This is a genomic window from Serratia sp. NCCP-200 (assembly GCF_059697885.1).
The window spans coordinates 367508-389047 of sequence record NZ_BAAKUJ010000005.1; the positions used below are offsets into that span (position 1 = coordinate 367508).

General features: G+C 50.7%; 23 protein-coding genes and 3 tRNA genes. 9 read left to right on the forward strand and 17 right to left on the reverse strand.

From position 1 onward, the window contains the following. Positions 1–53: 53 nt before the first annotated feature. The gene (locus AC6HVW_RS18210) at positions 54–1046 is read right to left on the reverse strand and encodes an aldo/keto reductase (RefSeq protein ID WP_186486779.1); all 993 of its coding nucleotides are present in this window, start codon (positions 1044–1046) and stop codon (positions 54–56) included. 117 nt (positions 1047–1163) lie between these two features. Between AC6HVW_RS18210 and AC6HVW_RS18215 the strand changes: the two genes are divergently transcribed. From AC6HVW_RS18215 to AC6HVW_RS18230, 4 genes are all read left to right on the forward strand, one after another. After that, positions 1164–2114 (forward strand): LysR family transcriptional regulator, encoded by a 951-nt coding sequence (locus tag AC6HVW_RS18215; RefSeq protein WP_071682491.1) that lies wholly within the window; start codon positions 1164–1166, stop codon positions 2112–2114. Positions 2115–2179: 65 nt separating this feature from the next. Continuing rightward, positions 2180–2266 (forward strand) — tRNA-Leu (locus tag AC6HVW_RS18220). A 35-nt stretch (positions 2267–2301) separates the two neighbouring features. Further along, positions 2302–2388 (forward strand) — tRNA-Leu (locus AC6HVW_RS18225). Positions 2389–2431: 43 nt separating this feature from the next. Then, positions 2432–2518, forward strand: a tRNA-Leu gene (locus tag AC6HVW_RS18230). A gap of 79 nt (positions 2519–2597) precedes the next feature. On the opposite strand, the gene AC6HVW_RS18235 is transcribed toward AC6HVW_RS18230, so the two are convergent. After that, positions 2598–2882 carry a DUF1435 domain-containing protein gene (locus tag AC6HVW_RS18235; protein WP_021808011.1) on the reverse strand — a complete coding sequence of 95 codons (285 nt, stop codon included), beginning with the start codon at positions 2880–2882 and terminating at the stop codon, positions 2598–2600. Between the two features lie 238 nt (positions 2883–3120). On the opposite strand from AC6HVW_RS18235, the gene AC6HVW_RS18240 reads away from it, so the two are divergent. After that, positions 3121–4191, forward strand: coding sequence for a GGDEF domain-containing protein (locus AC6HVW_RS18240; protein ID WP_447888116.1), 1071 nt, complete (start codon positions 3121–3123; stop codon positions 4189–4191). Between the two features lie 141 nt (positions 4192–4332). Further along, a complete protein-coding gene (gene ampH / locus AC6HVW_RS18245) occupies positions 4333–5475 on the forward strand; it encodes a D-alanyl-D-alanine-carboxypeptidase/endopeptidase AmpH (RefSeq protein ID WP_071682489.1) in 1143 nt (380 codons plus the stop codon). A 119-nt stretch (positions 5476–5594) separates the two neighbouring features. Here ampH and AC6HVW_RS18250 read toward each other — a convergent pair whose 3' ends face one another. Further along, positions 5595–6497 (reverse strand): MrpH family fimbial adhesin, encoded by a 903-nt coding sequence (locus AC6HVW_RS18250; protein ID WP_071682488.1) that lies wholly within the window; start codon positions 6495–6497, stop codon positions 5595–5597. 266 nt (positions 6498–6763) lie between these two features. On the opposite strand from AC6HVW_RS18250, the gene AC6HVW_RS18255 reads away from it, so the two are divergent. Further along, on the forward strand, positions 6764–7339 hold the full coding sequence (locus AC6HVW_RS18255; RefSeq protein ID WP_497569575.1) for a helix-turn-helix transcriptional regulator: 576 nt from the start codon (positions 6764–6766) through the stop codon (positions 7337–7339). A gap of 84 nt (positions 7340–7423) precedes the next feature. On the opposite strand, the gene AC6HVW_RS18260 is transcribed toward AC6HVW_RS18255, so the two are convergent. The 8 genes from AC6HVW_RS18260 to AC6HVW_RS18295 all read right to left on the reverse strand — a co-directional run bounded on the left by AC6HVW_RS18260 (position 7424) and on the right by AC6HVW_RS18295 (position 14271). Then, positions 7424–7969 (reverse strand): fimbrial protein, encoded by a 546-nt coding sequence (locus tag AC6HVW_RS18260; protein WP_071682486.1) that lies wholly within the window; start codon positions 7967–7969, stop codon positions 7424–7426. 16 nt (positions 7970–7985) lie between these two features. Then, on the reverse strand, positions 7986–8453 hold the full coding sequence (locus tag AC6HVW_RS18265) for a fimbrial protein (protein ID WP_497569576.1): 468 nt from the start codon (positions 8451–8453) through the stop codon (positions 7986–7988). 18 nt (positions 8454–8471) lie between these two features. After that, positions 8472–9008 carry a fimbrial protein gene (locus tag AC6HVW_RS18270; protein WP_071682505.1) on the reverse strand — a complete coding sequence of 179 codons (537 nt, stop codon included), beginning with the start codon at positions 9006–9008 and terminating at the stop codon, positions 8472–8474. 1 nt (position 9009) lies between these two features. After that, positions 9010–9600: a fimbrial protein gene (locus tag AC6HVW_RS18275; RefSeq protein ID WP_497569577.1), complete on the reverse strand. Its 591-nt coding sequence runs from the start codon at positions 9598–9600 to the stop codon at positions 9010–9012. Positions 9601–9628: 28 nt separating this feature from the next. After that, positions 9629–10378, reverse strand: coding sequence for a fimbria/pilus periplasmic chaperone (locus AC6HVW_RS18280; protein WP_497569578.1), 750 nt, complete (start codon positions 10376–10378; stop codon positions 9629–9631). A 63-nt stretch (positions 10379–10441) separates the two neighbouring features. Continuing rightward, complete coding sequence (locus tag AC6HVW_RS18285) at positions 10442–12955, reverse strand: outer membrane usher protein (RefSeq protein WP_497569579.1); 2514 nt, start codon at positions 12953–12955, stop codon at positions 10442–10444. Between the two features lie 17 nt (positions 12956–12972). Then, entirely contained in the window at positions 12973–13509 is a 537-nt protein-coding gene (locus AC6HVW_RS18290) for a fimbrial protein (protein ID WP_071682482.1), read from the reverse strand. 234 nt (positions 13510–13743) lie between these two features. Next, positions 13744–14271, reverse strand: a complete 528-nt coding sequence (locus tag AC6HVW_RS18295; RefSeq protein ID WP_021179197.1) for a fimbrial protein — start codon at positions 14269–14271, stop codon at positions 13744–13746. Between the two features lie 422 nt (positions 14272–14693). On the opposite strand from AC6HVW_RS18295, the gene AC6HVW_RS18300 reads away from it, so the two are divergent. After that, complete coding sequence (locus tag AC6HVW_RS18300; RefSeq protein ID WP_071682481.1) at positions 14694–15566, forward strand: winged helix-turn-helix domain-containing protein; 873 nt, start codon at positions 14694–14696, stop codon at positions 15564–15566. 10 nt (positions 15567–15576) lie between these two features. After that, complete coding sequence (locus AC6HVW_RS18305; protein WP_039995469.1) at positions 15577–16053, forward strand: YqeJ family protein; 477 nt, start codon at positions 15577–15579, stop codon at positions 16051–16053. Positions 16054–16208: 155 nt separating this feature from the next. On the opposite strand, the gene hpaA is transcribed toward AC6HVW_RS18305, so the two are convergent. The 6 genes from hpaA to hpaD form a co-directional block, all read right to left on the reverse strand. Continuing rightward, entirely contained in the window at positions 16209–17105 is an 897-nt protein-coding gene (gene hpaA, locus AC6HVW_RS18310) for a 4-hydroxyphenylacetate catabolism regulatory protein HpaA (RefSeq protein ID WP_021179195.1), read from the reverse strand. Between the two features lie 123 nt (positions 17106–17228). Continuing rightward, a complete protein-coding gene (gene hpaX / locus AC6HVW_RS18315; protein WP_059199638.1) occupies positions 17229–18599 on the reverse strand; it encodes a 4-hydroxyphenylacetate permease in 1371 nt (456 codons plus the stop codon). Positions 18600–18610: 11 nt separating this feature from the next. After that, entirely contained in the window at positions 18611–19408 is a 798-nt protein-coding gene (hpaI, locus tag AC6HVW_RS18320; protein WP_021808006.1) for a 4-hydroxy-2-oxoheptanedioate aldolase, read from the reverse strand. A gap of 11 nt (positions 19409–19419) precedes the next feature. Beyond that, positions 19420–20223 (reverse strand): 2-oxo-hept-4-ene-1,7-dioate hydratase, encoded by an 804-nt coding sequence (hpaH, locus tag AC6HVW_RS18325; protein WP_021179192.1) that lies wholly within the window; start codon positions 20221–20223, stop codon positions 19420–19422. Between the two features lie 14 nt (positions 20224–20237). Then, positions 20238–20624 (reverse strand): 5-carboxymethyl-2-hydroxymuconate Delta-isomerase, encoded by a 387-nt coding sequence (locus tag AC6HVW_RS18330; RefSeq protein WP_021179191.1) that lies wholly within the window; start codon positions 20622–20624, stop codon positions 20238–20240. Positions 20625–20633: 9 nt separating this feature from the next. Further along, positions 20634–21491: a 3,4-dihydroxyphenylacetate 2,3-dioxygenase gene (gene hpaD, locus AC6HVW_RS18335; protein ID WP_021808004.1), complete on the reverse strand. Its 858-nt coding sequence runs from the start codon at positions 21489–21491 to the stop codon at positions 20634–20636. Positions 21492–21540 lie beyond the last annotated feature (49 nt).

Consider the following 21540-nt stretch of genomic DNA (forward strand, 5'->3'; position numbering starts at 1 on the left):
TCCCCCTTACCACTCTGGTTAGGGGGAAATATCCTCACTGTAGCCCCCTGCCATCAACCGTTAACCAACTCCATACCTACCGTTGTATAGCGTGCACCTGCCACGCCTGCCTGTGGGAATACCGCCTCAATCGCTGCCAATTCCTGCTCACTTAACGAGATCTCCGCAGCCGCTACGTTCTCTTCCAGATAGCGCCGACGTTTGGTGCCAGGGATTGGAACAATGTTATCCCCCTGCGCCATCACCCAGGCCAACGCCAGTTGCGAAGGGGTCACGCCTTTCTGCCTGGCCAGTTCACTGACCTTGGTTACAAGTTCGAGATTGCGAGCAAAGTTTTCCCCTTGAAAACGTGGATTGTCGCGGCGGAAATCGTCTGCAGCCAAGTCCTCGATACTCTGGATCGCCCCGGTCAGGAAGCCACGCCCAAGCGGGCTATAGGCGACAAAGCCAATGCCCAAACGTTGGCAAGCGGCCAGTTGCCCCTGCTCGGCATCCCTGCTCCACAAGGAATATTCAGTCTGCAACGCGGTGATCGGATGCACCTGGTGAGCGCGTTCCAACGTGGCAACCGAGGCTTCACTCAGGCCAATATGACGGATCTTGCCTTCTTTGATCAGATCCGCCAGGGTGCCAACCACCTCTTCGATCGGTACCGTAGGGTCGACCCTATGCTGGTAGTAAAGATCGATGGTTTCTACCCCCAGCCGCTGCAAGCTGCCTTCTACCGAGCGACGGATATAGTCCGGTTTACTGCTCACGCCCCGCGCAGTGGGATTTGCCGGATCGCGCACAATACCGAACTTGGTGGCCAGAAATACCTGGTCGCGTTTGCCTTTGATCGCCTTGCCGATCAGTTGTTCATTGGTGTGCGGGCCGTACATATCTGCGGTGTCCAGCAGCGTCACCCCCAGTTCCAGAGCCCGATGTAGCGTGGCGATCGCTTCCTGCTCGTCATAACCGGTGGAGTAGAAATCGCTCATCCCCATGCAACCTAAACCCAGGGCAGAGACGAGGGGGCCATTAGTACCTAATTTGCGCTGTTGCATTGTGTGGTCCTTGTTGAACATGGATGTCGAAACAAAGTCTGGTTGTTTATGCCACAAAGATAAATAATGCAGATTGCACATCACTGTTCATAAATCACCAACAATGCGGGCGGAAAAATGGATCAGGTTCAGGCTATGCGCATCTTTACCCGGATCGTGGAACTAGGCAGCTTCAGCCGCGCGGCCGAACGGTTGCAACTGCCGCGAGCCACGGTAAGCAACGTGCTCAAACGCCTGGAGCAACGGCTTGGCGTCAGATTATTGGTGCGCACCACGCGCCAAGTTCAGGTCACCGCCGAGGGGACGCTGTACTACCAACGTTGTCTGCACCTGCTGGACGCCCTGGAAGAAGCAGATACCCTGTTCAGCCACCACAAGCTGCAACCTACCGGCAAGGTGCGGATCGATATGCCCCATTCGCTGGCGCGGGAAATCGTCATCCCGGCGCTCGATGAGTTCTATCAACGCTATCCAGAAATAGAAATTGCGCTGGGGGCCAACGACACCCACGTTGATCTGCTGCGCGAAGGTGTGGACTGCGTGCTGCGGGCTTGGGAAACCGCAGACGATACGCTGGTTGCCCGGCGGATTGCCCAACTGCCGCAGCTCACCTGCGCCTCCCCCGATTATCTAAAAGCGTTTGGTACCCCACAATCGATCGACGAGCTGCAACATCATCGGGCAGTGGGCTATTTCTCTTTGGTGAATAACCGCAACTACCCGCTGGAATTTTGCCGTGATGGTCGTCTTGAGCTTCGCGAATTGCCAAGCAGATTGAGCGTTAGCGGGGCCGATGCCTACACCAGTGCCTGCCGTGCCGGATTGGGCCTCATCCAAGGGGCGCGTTATACTCTCTCTCCCTGGTTGCAAAGTGGTGAAATGGTGGAAGTGCTGGCCGATACGCCACCACCTCCGATGCCGATCTACATCATGTATCCGCCTGGCCGTTTCCTCGCCCCTCGTGTCAGGGTATTGATTGATTGGCTGATTACGTTGTTCGAGGGCCATAAAAGCGCTGATATGCCGTTTTTTACAGCAAACGCCGCTAATCCAGGAAATAACTATTGACGTACCCGCCAAAATCTCTAGAATTCGCCTCCGTGGTAGCGTTACTCCGGTAACGTATCTGGTATGCGAAGGTGGCGGAATTGGTAGACGCGCTAGCTTCAGGTGTTAGTGTCCTTACGGACGTGAGGGTTCAAGTCCCTCTCTTCGCACCAAATAACCACATGATTTATATTGCACAGCATCGTATGCGAAGGTGGCGGAATTGGTAGACGCGCTAGCTTCAGGTGTTAGTGTTCTTACGGACGTGAGGGTTCAAGTCCCTCTCTTCGCACCAAGCTGGTGATATAAATCGACATCAAAGCAACACATCAAACTGTGCGAAGGTGGCGGAATTGGTAGACGCGCTAGCTTCAGGTGTTAGTGTTCTTACGGACGTGAGGGTTCAAGTCCCTCTCTTCGCACCACTTGATGAGTTCTCTTCTAGCTGTTCCAGCATTAAAACTCACTGAAAAAACCAACACGCTCAGGCGTGGTTTTGTCGTTTCAGTTAAAGCTGAAATGCAGGCTGATTGCGGCCAGTCCTCCGGCTAGAGCCATGCAGGAAGGGAGCAGCAGGTAATGACGCCAGCGGCTGTTAAACAGCATCACCAGCGTGGCCAGCATAGCAACCACGATCAGAGTACGTAGTTGCATCATATCCAGGTCGATCAACGCCAGAAACGGCATCAGAGCACAGGGCAGCAACACGCCCCAGGCGCTGGCAAGCCGATTCCCCAGGCACCAACTGATGCCCCATAATCCACAAGCGGTAACCATGGCAGCTAACATGATAACCCTACCCTTTAAGTGATAATGATAACCAATATCATATAACACTTTTTTTGGGCCCGCACTCTTTTCAAGATCCGGCTGAACGCGGATGACAGCCTGCGCGAAAAATGTTAATTTCATATAAGAAAATTCTTAACATTTATAGCCTGTTAATAATAACCAATTGGAATTATTCAGCAGGCATTGTCCAACATTTTTCCTTCGACCGGCCCCATTGGTAAAGAGTGATCCCCGTATGAACTCGCGTTCTTATCAGCAACTGCAAACCAGCAAACAGCGCTTATCCCTGTTTCTTTTTTTGTTGATGAATGCAGCCTCTGCCATTTTTACTTTATTCGTGCCCTTTAAAGAAATCCCGGCATTCACGCTGCCGCTATTGTGCATTCCAGCAATTTGCCTGGCGGCCATGCTATTTACACTGTATTCACCGCGCCACTATGTCCAAAGGCTCAACCTGCTCGCCATCACCCTTGGGTTGCTATGGGCAGCGCACATCTATAGCAAGAGTCAACTCATCGCCAGTGACAACCACAGCTTTTTGCTGATCAGCCTGTTCAGTATTTTCTTTATCAGCGCGATCTCGCTGACGGATAACCTGCTGGCCTTCTGTCTTCACGCCGTTCCCTCGGCGCTGATAATCCTGTGGCTGGACGGCATGCATAACACCATGCGTATTCTGTTCACCACCCTGCTGCCAATCGTCGCCTTCTCGGTGCATCATTTGCTGTTGAAGCGCAGCGAAATGTTTACCCAACATCTGGTGGCCAACCTGTATCACGAACGGGATAAATTCAGCGATCTGAGCATGATCGATCCGCTAACCGGCCTGTATAACCGCCGTGGGCTGGAGAGTAAACTGGATCAGTTGCTCTCGCCCACTTCGGGCAACCACTTTGTGCTGCTACTCGATATTGACCACTTCAAGGTCTACAACGATCGCTACGGTCACACCCTGGGCGATCAAGCATTAGTCCAGGTGGCAACGGCCATCCGCGATGCGGTGCGCTCACGGGATATCGTGGTGCGTTACGGCGGAGAAGAGTTTTTGGTTCTGCTGACCAACGTCGGTGAAGACTACGCGGCCTATCTGGCAGAAAAGGTGCGCCAATGCGTGCAGGAATTGACCATCACCCATCGTTTCCACGCGCAGGAGACAACCAGGGTGACGTTAAGCGCCGGGATTTCTGCGCTGGATAAGCTGGATATCGATTCTGCGATCTGTGCCGCCGACGCCGCCCTGTACCGGGCCAAAAACAGTGGCCGCAACAATATTCAGCTAGCCCCCCACCCACAGCCAGTCGCCTGATCTTTTCCCCTTCGCCGGAAGGGGAAAGGTGAAAAACTTTTACCTGTCGCCACTTTTACCACATGCCAATCGCGCCGTAGCGCATTACACTAGCGGACAACTTACGCCTTCCCTGCCACATTTTTATATGGAACACGACCGTTGAAGACCTCACTCTCCACGTTATTGCTGGCGCTTGGCCTGTGTGCCACCCCCTTGGCCAGTCAGGCGACCGACGCGCAGCTCACCTCACAGATTGTCGATCGGTATGCTGAACATATCTTCTATAACAGCGGCGCAACCGGTATGGCGCTGGTGGTGATCGATAACAATCAGGTGGTTAACCGCAGTTTTGGCGATACTAAACCGGGCAACGATCTGCGTCCACGGCCAGATTCCCTGATCCGCATCGCCTCCATCACCAAACTGATGACCAGCGAAGTGATGGTCAAAATGGCGGCAGAAGGTAAGGTCAAACTCACCGATCCACTGCGCAAATATGCTCCCAAAGGGGCCGTCGTTCCTGCCTACAATTCTCGCCAGCCGATTACCTTGCTGAACCTGGCAACGCACACCAGCGCCCTGCCGCGTGAGCAACCCGGCAAGAAACCGCCAAAAACGCCGGTGTTTACCTGGCCCACCAAGTCGCAGCGCTGGCAGTGGTTGTCTCATGCCACCATTACCGTGCCACCGGGCGTGCGGGCGGCCTACTCCAATCTGGCCTACGACCTATTGGCCGATGCGTTGTCACGTGCCGCTGGCAAGCCTTATAACGTCTTGTTGCGCGAGAAAATCACTGGTCCACTGGGAATGGTTGATACCACGCTGACGCCAAGCGCAGAGCAGTGCTCACGCCTGATGGTGGCTGCCTCTGGGCCAAGCGCCTGCCGCGATACCACAGCCGCCAGTGGCAGCGGTGGCGTTTACTCGACGCCGCGCGATATGCAGCGCTGGATGCAGCAGTTCCTCTCCTCCAACGTAAGCGGCTCGCGCAAGCCAACGGCTTTAACCGAACAAACCATGTATTTCCAGCGCAAAGATCTGACGTCACTGAAAGGCATGGACGTACCGGGTGAAGCCTCTGCTTTAGGGCTGGGCTGGGTTTATATGGCGCCGAAAGATGGCCTGCCAGGGATCATCCAGAAAACCGGTGGTGGCGGCGGTTTTATCACCTATATGGCGATGGTACCGCAGCAAAATATCGGTGTGTTCGTGGTAGTGACCCGATCGGAATTGACCAAATTCACCAATATGAGCGATCCGGTCAACCGCCTGGTCGGGGATCTGGTAGCCAATAAGGGCTAACGACTCAGCAGTAGCAACAACAAGGCCCACCGATAGGTGGGCCACCATAGCCAATTTGAAAAGTCGTTTCGATCAGTCTTGATGCTAACTTTCAGGCCTCAGCGCCATGGAGCAGTTGCCTATATATATTCAACCTTGATCACGGTGGAGCCAAGGAATGCTCCCCCCTTCAGGGTGCCTTTCACTTTTAACATTGAGAACACATTAACAGGTTCACCACTCCCGGTGTTAACAAATATTCCCATCGATCCCAACACTTTTTGTGTATCGGAGACAGGCTTGTTAAATCGAATCAGAGCCATCAGTGAGCCATCAGGCATCAGCGAGACTTCATCCTGCGGTACGCTTACCTTAATAAAAGTGTTTCTTTGGCAGCTGAATCTTAACTGCTCACTTTTCTCAAAATTATTCGCCACATTGGATGCGACTGAACCGTAATCTATTTCCACCATGTTATTCGAACTACTAGTGCTAATGGTACATCCCGGATCGATCTCTGGTGGATCTGGGACCTCTTCAGTAGAGCCATCTCCCCAAAGGTACGCCGTCTGCCCACCGCCATCCGATCGTGTCGCGGTTGCAGAAACCCCCATTTTATTGCCCCCCATACACTTCCCGCCAGCATGAACCGTTACCTGCTGACCAACCTTAGTCAGCAGTTTATTATAAATCTGACGATCGGTTAACCGGTAACCATCAAGAATAGCCGTGGCTGGGTCTGCATTTGAAAGTACCCCGCAAGCAAATGAGATAACGCAGATGTTTTTATCCGGATCGGTATTGTAACCGCAAGGCGCCACAGGCATGTCTTGAAATCCACCTTTTAGTTCAACGCCCCTTAAGATAAAGACTCCATCAGGTTTTTTATTGTAGCTGTAGTACAGTTTGATATTGGGTATTACCCCGCCACCGGGAATTAATGGGTCAAGCGCCATCGCATGGGGGAAATGAAACAGGGAATATAGGACAGCTAACCAGAGTGCTGTCCTGCCTCTGGCCCTAAAAAAAATGAAACTAAGCAAGGTAGACATCCTTAATAATTTGAAAAACCCATATCCCAGCGTTATATCATACTCCCCTCAGCATCTCACCTTTGGTTTTCTTATTTTTTATTTAATCATTTAAACCCGTATATCTTTATCAACCATAACCCGCCAATGAAAATCCTTAGGAGAAATCACAAAAAAAAATCAAAATTAAAACCACAAAAATGAATTAAAGTAAATATCCTGGAGCATGAATGCTATCATAATAATATATTTCCACCATCTATTAAATAGGATATATTATGGATAATAACCTTATCAGGATCCACAGTGACAGCGCCTTTGCCAAAATAGCCTTGCAGACGATGACCGAGGAAATGGACTTCATCCCTCATCATGACATGCCCATAGACATCTACTGTTTCAGCAATCGAAATATTATCAACAGCGATATTATCAACATCAATATCACGCCAAGCTCTCGCTATATTATTATTAGTCACCGTCATGTTTTAAACTGCTTCTACAGTAATAATGAAAACATTAATCATCTATTTATCGATATCCTGATGAAGGCAGAGGCGATAAAAATAGAGCTAAAACGCTTCCTGCATATCCTCTCACGCCAAACCTCTGACTTTAGGCCAGCCTTCACGCTCACAGAAAAAGAACTTTCTGTGGTTAAAGATATTGCTAAAGGATTGCCGATTCCGCTGATTGCCAAAATGAAAAAAATCAGCGTAAAAACCATCAGCACGCATAAGAGGAGCGCTATGAGGAAAATGAATGCCAGAACCACCCAGATTATGCTGGTAAAATATAGGATACATCAGCAAGCGTTAAGAAGTGAACCGACACCTGAATTACAGGTTGCCTAGAGTGGTTTTTTTATCAACCAGATGCCATTGACTATGGCATCTGGTTGATAGTGAGAGAAAATATTGAGCACAGAAACTGGCTTATTACTCATACTTCAAATAAAACGTGGCGATGGTATTTTCAAACTCACCTATTCCAACATTCCTGTTTTTAACGGTTTCAGGTTCACCTCGGACATAGGCCTGCATTCTAATTACGCTAGTTCCTGCAGTTAAATCATATAATTTACCAAGTTCCTTATTAATCGGCAAAAACTCTCCCTGCGGCGTTTCCAGGCCGATGACTGCCCCCGACGTCTTTCCTGCAATAGAGATATTCAAAAAACCCGGTAGTTCCAGGCTTTCCGACCCCGTCAAGGAAACCCTGACCGTTTTACCGAGACTCAAATCACAATCACTGAGTTCAATAGCGAAAGGCGTCGTCTTGGCTCTGGGATAGTTATACAGATTTTTATCAGGAACAACCCCGATATTGACTTCTATTGTTTCCTTGCCTGGCGCAATGACGCAAGGATCGGCAACCAGAGTACCATCCATAAAAAGATTTTTATCGGCCGCGTGAGCCAAACCTGGTGTCAAGACAATATAACTGGCGACCAGAAAAGAGTTGAAGAGTATTCGATTAAACAACGCAACCTCCTATTGATTATTGATACAGCGCCAGCAAAGTTGCTGAAGCCGTAAATGTTCCTTCAGTCAATACAGTGCCAGGGTCTTTCACTGGAACGGCCTTCAATTTAGGAAGGTTGGATGGGTCGATGACATAATTTTTAGTCAACTCCATAGGTTGGTCATTGATGGTTATCTTGATCCCCAGGCCGGTAACATTGGTTTGAATGGTTCCGGGCAGGAAAGTGGCCGCATCACCGGTCAGCCTCAGCGCCAACGTCCATCCAGGGAGGTCGGTACAGGTAACAATATAGTCAATCGGTTGCTGATAATTTATCCCATCAACTTTATTAACCCCAACCTTGTCAAAGTGGACACTCATGTCCTTCTTGTCATTGATAGAGCACGGAGGGGGATCGATCAGCGTGCCTGAAAAGGTCATATTGTCTTTGCCATAGACTGGGAGCATGACCAATACGCTAAGAAATAGCAGAAATAGTTTCATCACATTTTCCCGGTTTATTTATTGAATAGAGATATGTAGCGTGGCTGATGCGGAAAATGGCTTCGCCGTCAAGGTTGATCCCGGTCGCTTTACCGGCGTAGCATACAATTTAGGTAATGTTGGATAATTGAATGGCAGATAAGTTCCTAGCGCTAATGCTGCCGAACCACTCTCTCCATAACTTATTTTAATACCAAGATCGGTGACATTGGTTTTCAGAACGCCACCACCAAACCCCGCGCTCCCCCCTGAAATACTGAGCTGCAAGGCATTATTAACGCCTGGCTCACAGTCAATGGAGTAGTTGATCGGTTGCCGGTAGTTCACCCCATCGAGCTGCGATGTACTGACTGCATCACCAAATTTCACCACGATCGCATCTTTCCCCCCATCTCCACTAATGGTGCAAGGCAAAGGAACCTGGATAAACCCACGAATGGTCATTTGGGTATAAATAGGAGCGAATCCTGCTGCCGTGCTCGTGCTATAAACGGCAAACAGGCTGCCCAGCAGCCCGAGCGTAATGCTATAGTAAATACCTTTATTTTTTATCATATCAGTCATAGCTTAAATTAAAATCGACATTAGCCTGATACGCTCCGGATACAATCGGGGCTGCCGTTCGCTGTGGGGTAATATAATAGGTCAAGGTGTTTTTCCCCGGGTTTAATAACAGCGGCTTCCCAGGCCCCCCCAATGGTACATCCTGATTCTGTTTGTCGGTGATACGCAATGCCAGCCCGGTCACCCCCTGTACCTTCACCAGCGAAGGTGAATGTTCATCGGCTGTCGCATTAAATGAAACGGACACCGAGGGCTGATAGCGACTCCAAACCTTATTCCCCCGCGGTATACTGCGACTGTCTGCGGCAGCACGCAGACAATCTTGCAACTTGATATCCACCGCTACCGGCTTCCCCTGATCGCCCGTGTGCAGCAAGCGGTCAAGGGTTTGGTCCCCCAGGTTGACGTCCTGCCGCTCAGACTCCATTTCCAGGCGGCAGGCATTTTCCACTAGCACACCATAGACATGCAACTGCCCATAGGTTTCATCAATATCCCAGTTGCTGGCCACTTTTTCCTGTGCCAGCCCACTTGTGGCTATCAGTAACAGACAGCCCCCGCCCGCATACCTTATCCGGTTCATCACCCTTCTCCCTTAGGTATCAATGGCATCAACTACGCTTGGCAGGCGCTACCTGACAAGAGCTTCCCTGACAACTGAACTGCAATTGAGCACGCCCACCCCAGTCATTGATATAAGTCAGCACCGGCGCGTTGCCAAGCTTACTGGCGGCCACGTTCAACATGGCCGTTGATTTAGGGGCTACCATCACCGCTTCAAAGCCTGATATGTTGGCTCCTTTGCTACTTCCACCGTCAGAGACGGTGACGTAGTAAGGCGTCGGGTTATTTACCTGGTAGCGATCCCCTTGACGTTGCAGGGTTAATTTCTCCTGCCAAGGGTTATCGATATCATGCTGAGTAATGGCAATGGCCTGGGGCCGATAAAACAGTTTGATACGCGTCTGCAGAGCAATCTGCAACGTATTGGGCTTGTCACTACGCGGCGGGATTTCACGCAGGTTAAAGAAGAACAGGCTCTCTCTATCCTGAGGCAACTGTGCCACCGCCGGCAACCCCTGAACTTTTATCTGGGTTTTGGCTCCAGGTTCCAGGCGTTGCACCGGGGGCAGCACCGTCAACGGGCTGTTGACCTTATTGCCCTTTTCATCCTCAAGCCAGCCCTGCACCAAATAAGGCACCTGCTTGTTTTGGTTAGTCACATTCATACTCATCGATTTTTCACCCGCATTCAGAATAGCGCGAGTGCGATCAAGGGCAATGGCTGCTTGTGCCACCGAAGGGCCAAACGTCATCAATAATGAGCCCAAAACGCAGGTGGTGGTAATGGCTTGTTTCATAGTACTAATATCCTCAATTCAAATCCGTGTTGATGCTGCTCTGGGCTACTTTCGATGAGCCTATTACCGGCAAGGCAACAGCAAGTTCTGCAACGTTTGTGGCGACAACACCGCCGGGAATGTCAGGCGACACTGCTCTTTACCGCCCCAGTTGACGGACATTTGGCCGTTGGCCTGAATACCGCTCAGGTAAACACTACCTCCCTCACCAACAATACCGACTTCCATTTTATTACCGTTAACGACCGAGGCCCCAAATGGCGGAGATGAACCATCGGCAAGGCGAATCATAGCCATGGCTTTTTCACCCACGATAACGTCAAAACGCCGATAGCCAATAGCCCCTTCGGTTAAGGTGGCCTGTTTGACCGAACCTGATATCGCCTCCATATTATCCCCCATCTTTTGCAGGTCGATGCTGATGCTATTACGGTAGTAGTTGTTAACATCAGGGAGCACAACCTTACCAAAGGCATTGGTGTAACCATTGGCACCGTAACTGCGGATCGGTACCCCAGCCACCCCTGCAGTATCCGCCATAAGGCGCGTCCCCCCCATCACGCTGGCGCGATGCAACGCCGCACCTTGCGCGGTGGCCGTGAGCCCCCCTTGCAGCGAGAGGCCTGCCGAGGTATAGCGCCCTGCCTGATAAGAGGCGTTAGCATTGACCTGCGCCAGGGTACCCATATGGCTATAGTAGCCATTGAAAGCCGCGCCATCGCGGGTATTGCCAGCACTGATCTGATAGTTGTCGGCATTATTGGGTCGCGTGCTATAACTGACTTGATTAGACTGGCTACCGTTATTCGAGGTGCCGCTATAGCTGACGGTGCTGGCCGATCCCCATGACATAGACAGTGATAAATAAACACCATCATCATTGGTATTGTTATATTGGCTGCGGTAACCGGTCAGCGCTAAATTCAGATTTTTAAATCTGCCGAGATCAAAAGTCTGCGACATTGATAAACTGTAGCGATCGTTGGTCGAGGCATCCCAATAGCCCTGATGGCTATAGTTTAAAAACAGGCCGATGCCCCAATCCATAAATTGCTGATTAAAGCTTATCGTGTACATCTCTTTGCTGGATTTGGCACGGTTACCATATTCACGCGTATCCAGATAGTCGGACATACTCATAAAGTTACGTTCGGAGAAACGATAACCGGCAAAGGTCACCTGGCTATTGTAATCATCAAAGCGTTTGGAATAGCTTAGACGATAAGAACCACCGGTCAGCGTATCGCTATGAGGTAATTGAGCATGGGACTGCGTTACGTCAAAGGACAGTGCACCAAATGCCATCAGGTCGCGACCAATCCCCAGCGCCAGTGCATTATAGTCACTGCCACCGACGCCGCCGCCATACAATGACCAACCGTTACTGATCCCCCATGAAAATTCACCGGTAGCAAACAGCGGCCCATTAACATGGTGCAACCAGTTGGTCGGGCGCCCGGTAGCCAATTTATAGCGTAGTAATCCAGGCCGGGTCAGATAAGGAATGCTGGACGTATTTATACTAAAGTTTTGCGTCGTACCGTCTTGTTCCGCGACTTCAACATCCAACTGCCCATTAATGGTATCGCTAAGATCCTGAATACGGAACGGCCCAGGTGCGACCTGAGTCTGGTACAACACGCGGCCCTGTTGGCGCACCGTTACCATGGCGTTAGTATTGGCAATGCCGGTAATTTCTGGTGCATAGCCACGCAAGTTAGGCGGCAGCATCTGATCTTCGGTATTCAATGCAACGCCGGTAAAGCGGAAGCTATCGAAAATATCGGAGTTAAGGTAACTTTCCCCGATCGTCAGCCGCGCCAACAGCTTAGGAATGGTGCGGTAGGCATAATAACGGCTCCAATCCAACTGATTCTTACTCACACCAGGGTTACCGGTCTGGTGATTTATTTGTAATTGCCAGTCGGCACGCAAACGCCAGGCACCCAGGTTGGCACCTGTGGTCCCATTACCACTGATGCGCTGTTCCTGCCCCTGTGATTTTTGGCGAGAAAGCACGGCATTGGCGTTATAGTCAAACAGAATACCCGGTATACCGTTATCCCAACGCGATGGGGGATCCCAGTTGTCAAAATTGTACTCAAGATAGGCCTGGGGCACACTCAGATTCAACGTCGCGGTTGATAGATCCGGTTTGACCGTCCACCCCACTAACAAGCCCAGGTTCAGACATTGTTGTTCTGTACCAGCGCTATTCCAGTTCAATTTATCCAGATAGCTTTCCCTAAGCCCTAGCATCTTGACAAGCCTAGGAGTCAGACAAGGTTCACTGCCTTTAGGGTCATCAACAGGAGGGGAAAACAGGATCGGCAGTTCTTCTGGCAGACTTTGCTGATTAAGTTTAACGGCCAGCGTATAGGTACCAGGCATAATATACCCGGCGTGCGAGAAAAGGCTGAGATCGTAATTTTGGCGATCGTTAACATCTAGCACATCGGTGTTGAATTGGATCTCATCAGCAGCAAGAGCAGAACCGACGGAATTGCCCAGTGACAAGGCAATAAAAAGCCACAGCTCGCGAATGCGAAAACATGGAACTGAATTTTCCTTGGCCATCAATACATTCCGCCTAATTAGTAATAGTCCATTTTAAACCGAACCGTGGTTCGATACTTACCCCCCTTGAGCTTCTGGTAATTAGGCACCAGATACAGAGAGTAATTAAGAGTTTTTTCACCAGAAGCAAGCATAACGGAAGGTAAAGGAACGCCCGGTTGTGCAATATTACCTAACTCATCACTCACTTGCAGGGCGATACCTTCAGCCTCACCTTCGATGCCAATAAAATTACCATCACGCTTGCCATCGAAGGTGACGTTAAAATATTGCCACTTGTGATTCATGGGGTCGGTATGCTGCAAAATACAATTAATTAACCGAATTGAAAAAGGTCTAGCTGCGCTGCGGCCATTTCTGTTTATTTCCCCGACAGGAATAACGCCCATATCAATGGATTGATCGCGGCTATCGGTATCTATCGTACAGGGGGCATTAAGAATGCTTCCTTGCAGATCTACATTTCCACGCTCCAGGCCAATTCTGGCCAAAACCTTAGAGGGTAATATTCCACCAAGCAAAAGGAGTAAGAATAAATTTGCAGTCCTGCTCATCCATTAGATCCCTTTCAAAGATATATCCTTTATATCTTAAGCTGCAGGCAGCACTAACATTCATCCAGTGACTAGCCATATACTCTAAGAGATTGACACCATCTTGAAGTATGAATGACACAAATTCAACAGGCTGGATCTTGCGAGCTGCTACCTGCAGTGTGATAAATATGTCACTGCATCGACAACGATTAATTAGGCATGTGCGCAATGACACATGCCCAATATTATTACTTACTGGTAGTTCAGAGACCAGGTAGCCGTTGAGGTGAAATCACCTGCCTTGATGTTAGCGGCAGTATCACCCAGCAGATAGGTGGAGAATTTCAGAACGTTTGTACCGTTGTCAATGCCTACCAGCGGGCTTGCAGCACCCAATTTAAGACGAGCGCCTGAACCATCAACTAGCACAATGCTGGCACCTTCGGCAGTACCTGAAATGCCCAACAGGTCTGGATTGTATTGAGAAGCTGCGCCACTAAAGGTGGTCTGCACCTTGCTTTTCACTGCATTGTTACAGCCGGTTAAGACGATTTTGATATCTTTTGGTGCAGACTGACCGCCATCGGCTAAGAGTGAATCAGAAACCTGGTCAAAGGTAACTTCTTTGGTGGTTTCTTTTTCATCGATAGAGCAAGGAGCCACAATGATGGAACCCTTGAAATCGATTACGCCTTCACCCTGATTTACAACGTTAGCAGCGAATGCGTTAGCAGCCAGACCCAGTGTAGCAGCAGCAACCAAGAACTTATTCAATTTCATTTCATATTCCTTTATTGGACATTCAAAAAACTAAAAAACCATATTAGAGGAGCACTCCATCCCTTAAAAAGATAGAATTCCCAGCTGAGGCAAGCAAGTCAGCATTGTGATTACCTCCTTAGTTTCCTTATAAGAAAGGACTTACACAATTTATCAAGAACATGTAAAAACAAACTCTTTACACATCGTTGCTTGGCGACGCATATCCTTACACAACCGGCTAAACAGCGTTAATCAGATAAACATTAGTTTTCTTTTGCAATTTAAAAACAATATATATCAATGACATACAAAAAAAACAAAAGCCATGAACATTAAAAAAGCAAAGAAAAAATACCTTTATTTTAACATTTTATATATGATAGGATTTTTCCAAGATTTAAAATAAGTTGATTCTTAACAAATATCGATGGTAAAGGACTATGCAGCTTTATATAATTAACAATGATGTTACATTCGATCCCGAATCAAACGTGATACACTCTAAAATAAATAATAAAACAGTGAATATGCTGACCCCCTCAGGACAGTGTCTGCTTATCCTATTAGAAAATAAAGGTAATATTGTTTCAAAAAAACAAATTTATGAGTTTGTCTGGGAACGCTATGGGTTAACAGCAACCGATAATGCGTTCTATCAAACGGTGCTCTATCTGAGAAAGAACTTAAAAGAAGCGGGGCTACTCGCGGAGGTCGTCAAAACCGTTCCCAGGAAAGGTGTTCTGGTCCCCAGTACGGTACAAGTAGAAAAAATTGTTCAGCATCAGGGGGCACCCATTGAAAGCCCTGCGGCCCCGGTCGTTAAGCCTATCCTTGATAAGCCGCCCCTCCATCCGCACGATGATGAACGGGCTGATTTATCCCAGGCTCATCCCGTTGTTGAGAGGGTGGCGACAACCACGGGGGATATTGACAAGACCCCGTCAGATACCGAAGTCAACTCAATAAAGAAAAGAGCTCATTATGCCTTTTACTTGCTGCCATTGTTGATCGTATTGATGCTGGTGTTGGCTAAATTTTGGCAAGCTTCCGAAAATACAGCAGATTACTTTGCAAACTATACCAAGGTTGCAGAACTAGAAGGTTGCTCTATCTTTACCGATGCTGGTCATAAACTCTTGGCTAAGTATAAAAGCTATATTGTAAACACCCAGATGAACTGTAGCAAAAAACCTTATGTTTACTTTACCAAGATGGAGTTCGTCAAGCGCATATCGTTGATTAACTGTACAAAAGAGGAAAACAAAGGGACCAAAAGAAATGAGTGCATATCGTATTACAAAGTTATTAAATAAGCGGAAAGAAATGAAAAGAAACCTTGTTTTAGCTTCGATCGCCTGTGTCATGGCCTTAACGATTTACTATTACTTCAGCCAAAATAACAAGCTGGATCCGATGGCATGCACTGCCAATATGGTGCTCAGCAACGAAAATGAACATGATTTAACGGCCAACATCATTCTAAAAATATCAAGAACAAAAGATAACATTCTGACCCAATTATCAGGGACTTTACACCGCAATGGCATTGAAACAAACATTAGCAGAAGCATATTATTTACCGTGCAGGATGAATGCTGCTACTTACACCTGATCACAAAAAAAATAAATATTTCATCAGTCGACAACACTGCTGATGAATACCTTACGTTACTTTTCCCTCCGTACTACCTGCGGAAAGATGAGAGTGCCAATATCTACATTTATCCACAAGAAAATAATGACTTTTTATTTTCCAATGGAACCCATGTTTATTTCCTTTGTATGAATACCCTATCTTAGGGGCTAGGCCTTTACTTTTATTGCCCCACCAAAAGCATCATCATAAAAGCCGCAATGGGAAACCATCCGATAAGTGAATGTTACGGTTATCGGCCATTTGACAGCGCATAGGTTGTTTATGCAATTAATATAAGAAAGGCAAAGTAGCCAACAGGTTATGAAAGGGAATTTTGGGTAGCGCGATAGGCGGAAGGCGAACAGCCTTCTAGCCGATTGAAGAAGCGTGCGAAGTAGGCGGGATCTTTGAACCCCAGGCTGTAAGCCGTTTCATGCACCGTGCAGGCGCTGAACAGCAGCAGCCGTTTGGCTTCACGCAGCAGGCGATCGAAGATTAACCGCTTGGGTGGCCGATTGGCAAAACGGCGACATAGATCGTTGAGGCGTGATTCCGTCACCCCCAGCGACTGGGCATATTCCGGCACCGACAGGTGATCGCGAAAACGCTCGTCCACCATCTTGTTAAAACGCTGGAACAGCTTCAGTTCGCCGCGCACGCCGCTGGCGGCCTTGTCATCCAATGAGGTATTACGCAGCATCAGCGTGAAGACCGCCTGGGCCAGCAATGCCAGCGTCTGCTCGCGCCCGGCCATCTTTTGGCTGAACTCACGGGCGATCAGTTCCCAATAATGCCCAAGCGCCGCCAATTCTTGCGGTACTGCGGCAAGCGAAAGGCAAATTCCCGGCATATCCAGCGCCAGATTACTGCCCGGATACAGGCGTTCCAGCAACGGCCAGATCAGTTCCTGGCGCACCGTTAACACGTGGCCGTCGCTGTCTGGTTCGGTGAAAAAGGCGTGTGGTACTGAGGGTGGGGTGAGGATAAACAGCGGAGCCTGCACCGAATAGTGCTGATCGTCCAGCTGTAGCTCTATCCTGCCAGTGGCCAGATAATGCAACTGGAAGAAGCGGTCGTGCCAGTGCACCTGCATATCCCGGCCAAAAAATGCCGCCAGCCCGGCAAAAGTTTCGTAGTGCACCTCATCAGCGGCGTAACGCGCGTCATACTCTTTGCCAATATCGATATTGGCGATAAAGCCGGTACTTTTCTGCACGTTGTCCTCCGGTGAAAATAAGAGAAGGAATGGGTGAAAAGGAAAATATTACCGATTCAATTTCCCCTCACCCCGACCCTCTCCCAAAGGGAGAGGGGGCGTATCCTCAAGCACTTTCAAAGTTTATGGTGTGGCCCGCGGGCGCGAGTCCTTCATCGGGATACGCCATACCAGCACAGCCCCGATAATCAGCAACGCCGAGACAAAATAGAGCCCGGAGTTAAAGCTGCCGGTCACATCCTTGAACCAGCCGATCAGCAGCGGGCTGACCGCCGAGCCGATGTTACCGGTGGCGTTGATCACCGCGATCCCCACCGCTCGGGCTTCAAAGCTGATTGACTGATCCGGCGTGGTCCAGAAGATCGCCATCGCGGTAAACGAGCCGACCGACGCCATCACGATCCCTAACAGTTGAACCATGCTGTGGTTGGTCGCCGAAGCCAACAACCAACCCGCCGCGGCAAACAGATAAGGTAACGCGGTATGGAATTTACGCTCCTGCAGGCGATCCGAACGTTTACTCCACCAGATCATACCGGCGATGGTACAGATTTGCGGGATTGCCGCCAGAAAACCGATCATGATGTTACTGCTGCTCTGGTTGAAGCTCTGCAAGATCTGCGGCGTCCAGATATTAATGGCGCTCAGGGTATTGGTGAGGCAGAAATAGGCCAACGTATACATCAGCACCACCGGCGTCAGCACCTCACGCCACAGGCTGCGCTGTTGCAACGCCCGGTGGCTGCTTGGCCCTTCCGGCTGGACCAGTTGCAGTTTGTCGGCTTCCATCATCGCCTTCAGGCTGGCCTTTTCTTCGCTGGTCAGCCACTTTGCTTTAGCCGGTGTGTCGTCCAGGTAGAACCACACCACCACGCCGAGGATCACCGAAGGGATCCCTTCCAGCAGGAACAGCCATTGCCAACCTTTCAGGTTCATCATGCCGTCCAATGCCAGAATATAACCGGACACCAGCGACCCCAATGCCATCGTGACCGGCATGGCAATCATAAACAGCGCGTTAGCCCGGGCACGGTAAAACGCCGGGAACCAGTAGGTGAGATACACCAGGATCCCTGGCAGGAAGCCCGCCTCGGTAATGCCGACGATCATCCGCAGCACGTACAGGCTGGTTGGCCCAGTGGCGAACATGGTGCAAGTAGAAGCAATGCCCCACAGCACCATGATGGTAGCGATCCAACGCCGTGCCCCCACCCTGCTCAGCATCATGTTGCTGGGGATACCGAAGATCACGTAGGTGACGTAAAACAGCGTTGCGGCCAGGCCGAACATGGTGGAACTAAGACCAAGGTCCTGCTTCATGGTCAAACCGGCAAACCCGATGTTGATGCGATCAAGGAAAGAGAAAACAAACAACACAAATAAGAAAATAATCAGGCGCCGAAATAACTTTTTAATCACCGACTGCTCGGTGGCGGTTAACGCTTTATGTTGCTCTGCCGGGTTCAGCGGCTTGAGCGAATCGACGTTGCTCATGATGACTCCGATTAGTAAACGCCCTGGGATGGTGTCCCCGCCGGTTTATCCTGTTTGAAACTGCTGAGCAGGGAGTCTGCCGCCCGCACCAGCAGGGTGGTATCCACGCCAACGGCAACAAACAACGCGCCGGATGCCAGATAGTGCTGCGCCAGTTCCTGCTGTGCCATCAGGATGCCCGGTGCCTTCCCTGCGGCACGGATACGGGCAATGGCATCGTCGATAGTGCGCTGTACTTCGGGATGCTGTGGATTACCGGCAAAGCCCATGTCGGCACTCAGATCCGCCGGGCCGATAAAGACGCCGTCCACGCCTTCCACTTCCAGAATGGCGTCCAGATTTTTCACCGCCTCACGGGTTTCTATCTGCACCAACACGCACATCTGGCTGTCGGCTAAGTGCAGATAATTCGGCACCCGATTCCAGCGCGAGGCCCGAGCCAGCGCACTGCCAACCCCGCGAATACCGTTTGGAGGATAACGGGTAGCCCGCACCGCTTCCTGCGCCTGCTCGGCGTTTTGGATCATCGGGATCAACAGGGTTTGCGCACCGACATCCAGCAGCTGTTTGATCAGCACCGGATCGTTCCAGGCCGGGCGCACCACCGGATGGCTGGCATAAGGCGCAATCGCCTGCAACTGGCCCAATATCGTTTGCACATTGTTGGGCGCATGCTCGCCGTCGATCAGTAGCCAGTCGAACCCGGCTCCGGCCAGCAGTTCAGCGCTGTAGCTGCTGCACAGCCCCAGCCACAGGCCGATCTGCGGGCGTTTTTCCTGCAAGGCCTGTTTGAAATGGTTAGTTAGCATGGTGTTTCTCCTTAGACAAACCGGCAACTGATGCAGCCCATCGGGCCATAGTCGGCATGGAAGGTATCGCCGCGCCGCGCCGCCACCGGGCGGGTGAAAGAACCGCCAAGAATGATCTGCCCGGCTTCCAGTTCCACGTCATACGGGGACAGCTTATTAGCCAACCAGGCCACGCCGTTGGCTGGGTGATTGAGCACCGCCGCCGCCACGCCAGACTCTTCGATCACGCCATTGCGATACAGCAAGGCACTGATCCAGCGCAGATCCAGCGCGTCCGGCTTGATCGGCCTGCCCCCCATCACCACACCGGCGTTGGCAGCATTGTCGGAAATGGTGTCGAACACCTTACGTGGACGCTGGGTTTGCGGATCGACGTTATGACTGCGAGCATCGATGATCTCCAACGCCGGGATCACATAATCGGTAGCGTTATAGACATCAAACAGCGTGCAGTTCGGCCCACGCAGCGGCTTCGACAGCACAAACGCCAGCTCCACTTCGACGCGTGGCACGATAAAGCGATCGATCGGAATGTCGCTGCCATCATTAAAGAACATGTCGTCCAGCAGCGCGCCGTAGTCCGGCTCGGTGATCTGTGAGCTGACCTGCATGGCGCGCGAGGTCAGCCCAATCTTATGCCCCTTCAGAGTGCGCCCTTCGGCGATCTTCAGCTCAACCCACTGGCGCTGGATAGCATAGGCATCTTCAATAGTGATCTCCGGGTGATCCAGCGATAGCGCGCGGATCTGCTCCCGGCTCTGCTCGGCCTGATGCAGGCGCTGCACGGCTCGGCTCAGTACGTCTTTATCCAGCATTTACCACTCCTTGTTCAGTCCTTGCTAAACAGCGCATGGACGTTGTTCTGCTTATAGTTGAGCACCGGATCCAGCTCTTCGATGGTGAAGGAGAGCGCCAGATAACGGTTAGCCATCAGCGCGGCGAAGTGATCCTTGATCAGGATGAACAGCATTTCGCCCACCTGCTGGCGGCTCTCCAGGCTGCGGCCGTGGCCAATCTTCAGCGTCATATGCACAAAGGCATAGTTCTGCTTGCCGTCGGCCATCTGCCAGGTATCCAGCCAGATGGCGCGGCTACGGATACCCGCCAGCGGGAAGATGCCGGTTTCCGCCAGCGCGTGATTAACCTTGTCGAACAGCGCGGGCAAATCCGCCTCCCGGCGGATGTTGTCGGTACATTCAGCGTAAAAATGGGGCATTGGTTATCCTCAGGCTTCAGCAGGAAGAGGGAATATGCCGTTGACCTGGCCGGTTCCGGAACTGGCAAACAGTGGGGTAACGAACTCCACCTTGCCCTGATACTTGTCCCAGCCCAACAGGCCCAGCAACATCACGGTGTCGTGCATATTGCCTTCGCCATAGCAGTAGTCAGCGTACTCAGGCAGCATTTCGCAGAACTCGCGGAAGCGCCCTTCTTCCCACAGTTTCACTACCCGTTCGTCCATCTGCTGGTCGAACTGGCGGGTGTAGCTGTTCATGCCCTGTTCGGCACGCTGATCGTCGATAAAGCGATGCGACAGCGAGCCGCTGGCCAATACCGCCACGGTGCCGTCGTATTTCTCAATCGCGGTTTTAATCGCTTCACCCAGGCGGCGGCTATCGGCAAAATCATGCACGGTGCAGAAGGCAGAAATGGAGATCACCTTGAAGTGGCGGTCGCTGTTCATGTAGCGCATTGGCACCAGCGTGCCGTATTCCAGCTCCAGGCTTGGGATCTCGTGAGCCTTGGCACGTACACCAAGCTTGCGGGCTTCCTCGGCAATCATCTGGCCCAACTCCGGGTTACCGTCATATTCATAAGTCATGTCACGAATGAAGTGCGGCAGCTCGTTGCTGGTGTAAAGCCCTTTGAAATGCGAGTTGCAGTTGATGTGGTAGGCGCTATTCACCAGCCAGTGGGTATCAAACACGATAATGGTGTCGACGCCCATTTCGCGACAGCGGGCACTGATTTCTTTGTGACCATCAATGGCGGCTTGACGGCAGCCATGGTGTTCTCCTGGCAATTCAGACAGGTACATCGAAGGAACGTGTGTAATCTTTGCGGCTAATGCTAATTTACCCATATGTCCTCCTATTCCCTTTATCTTTCAGCCTGCGGCACGGCTTGCCGCA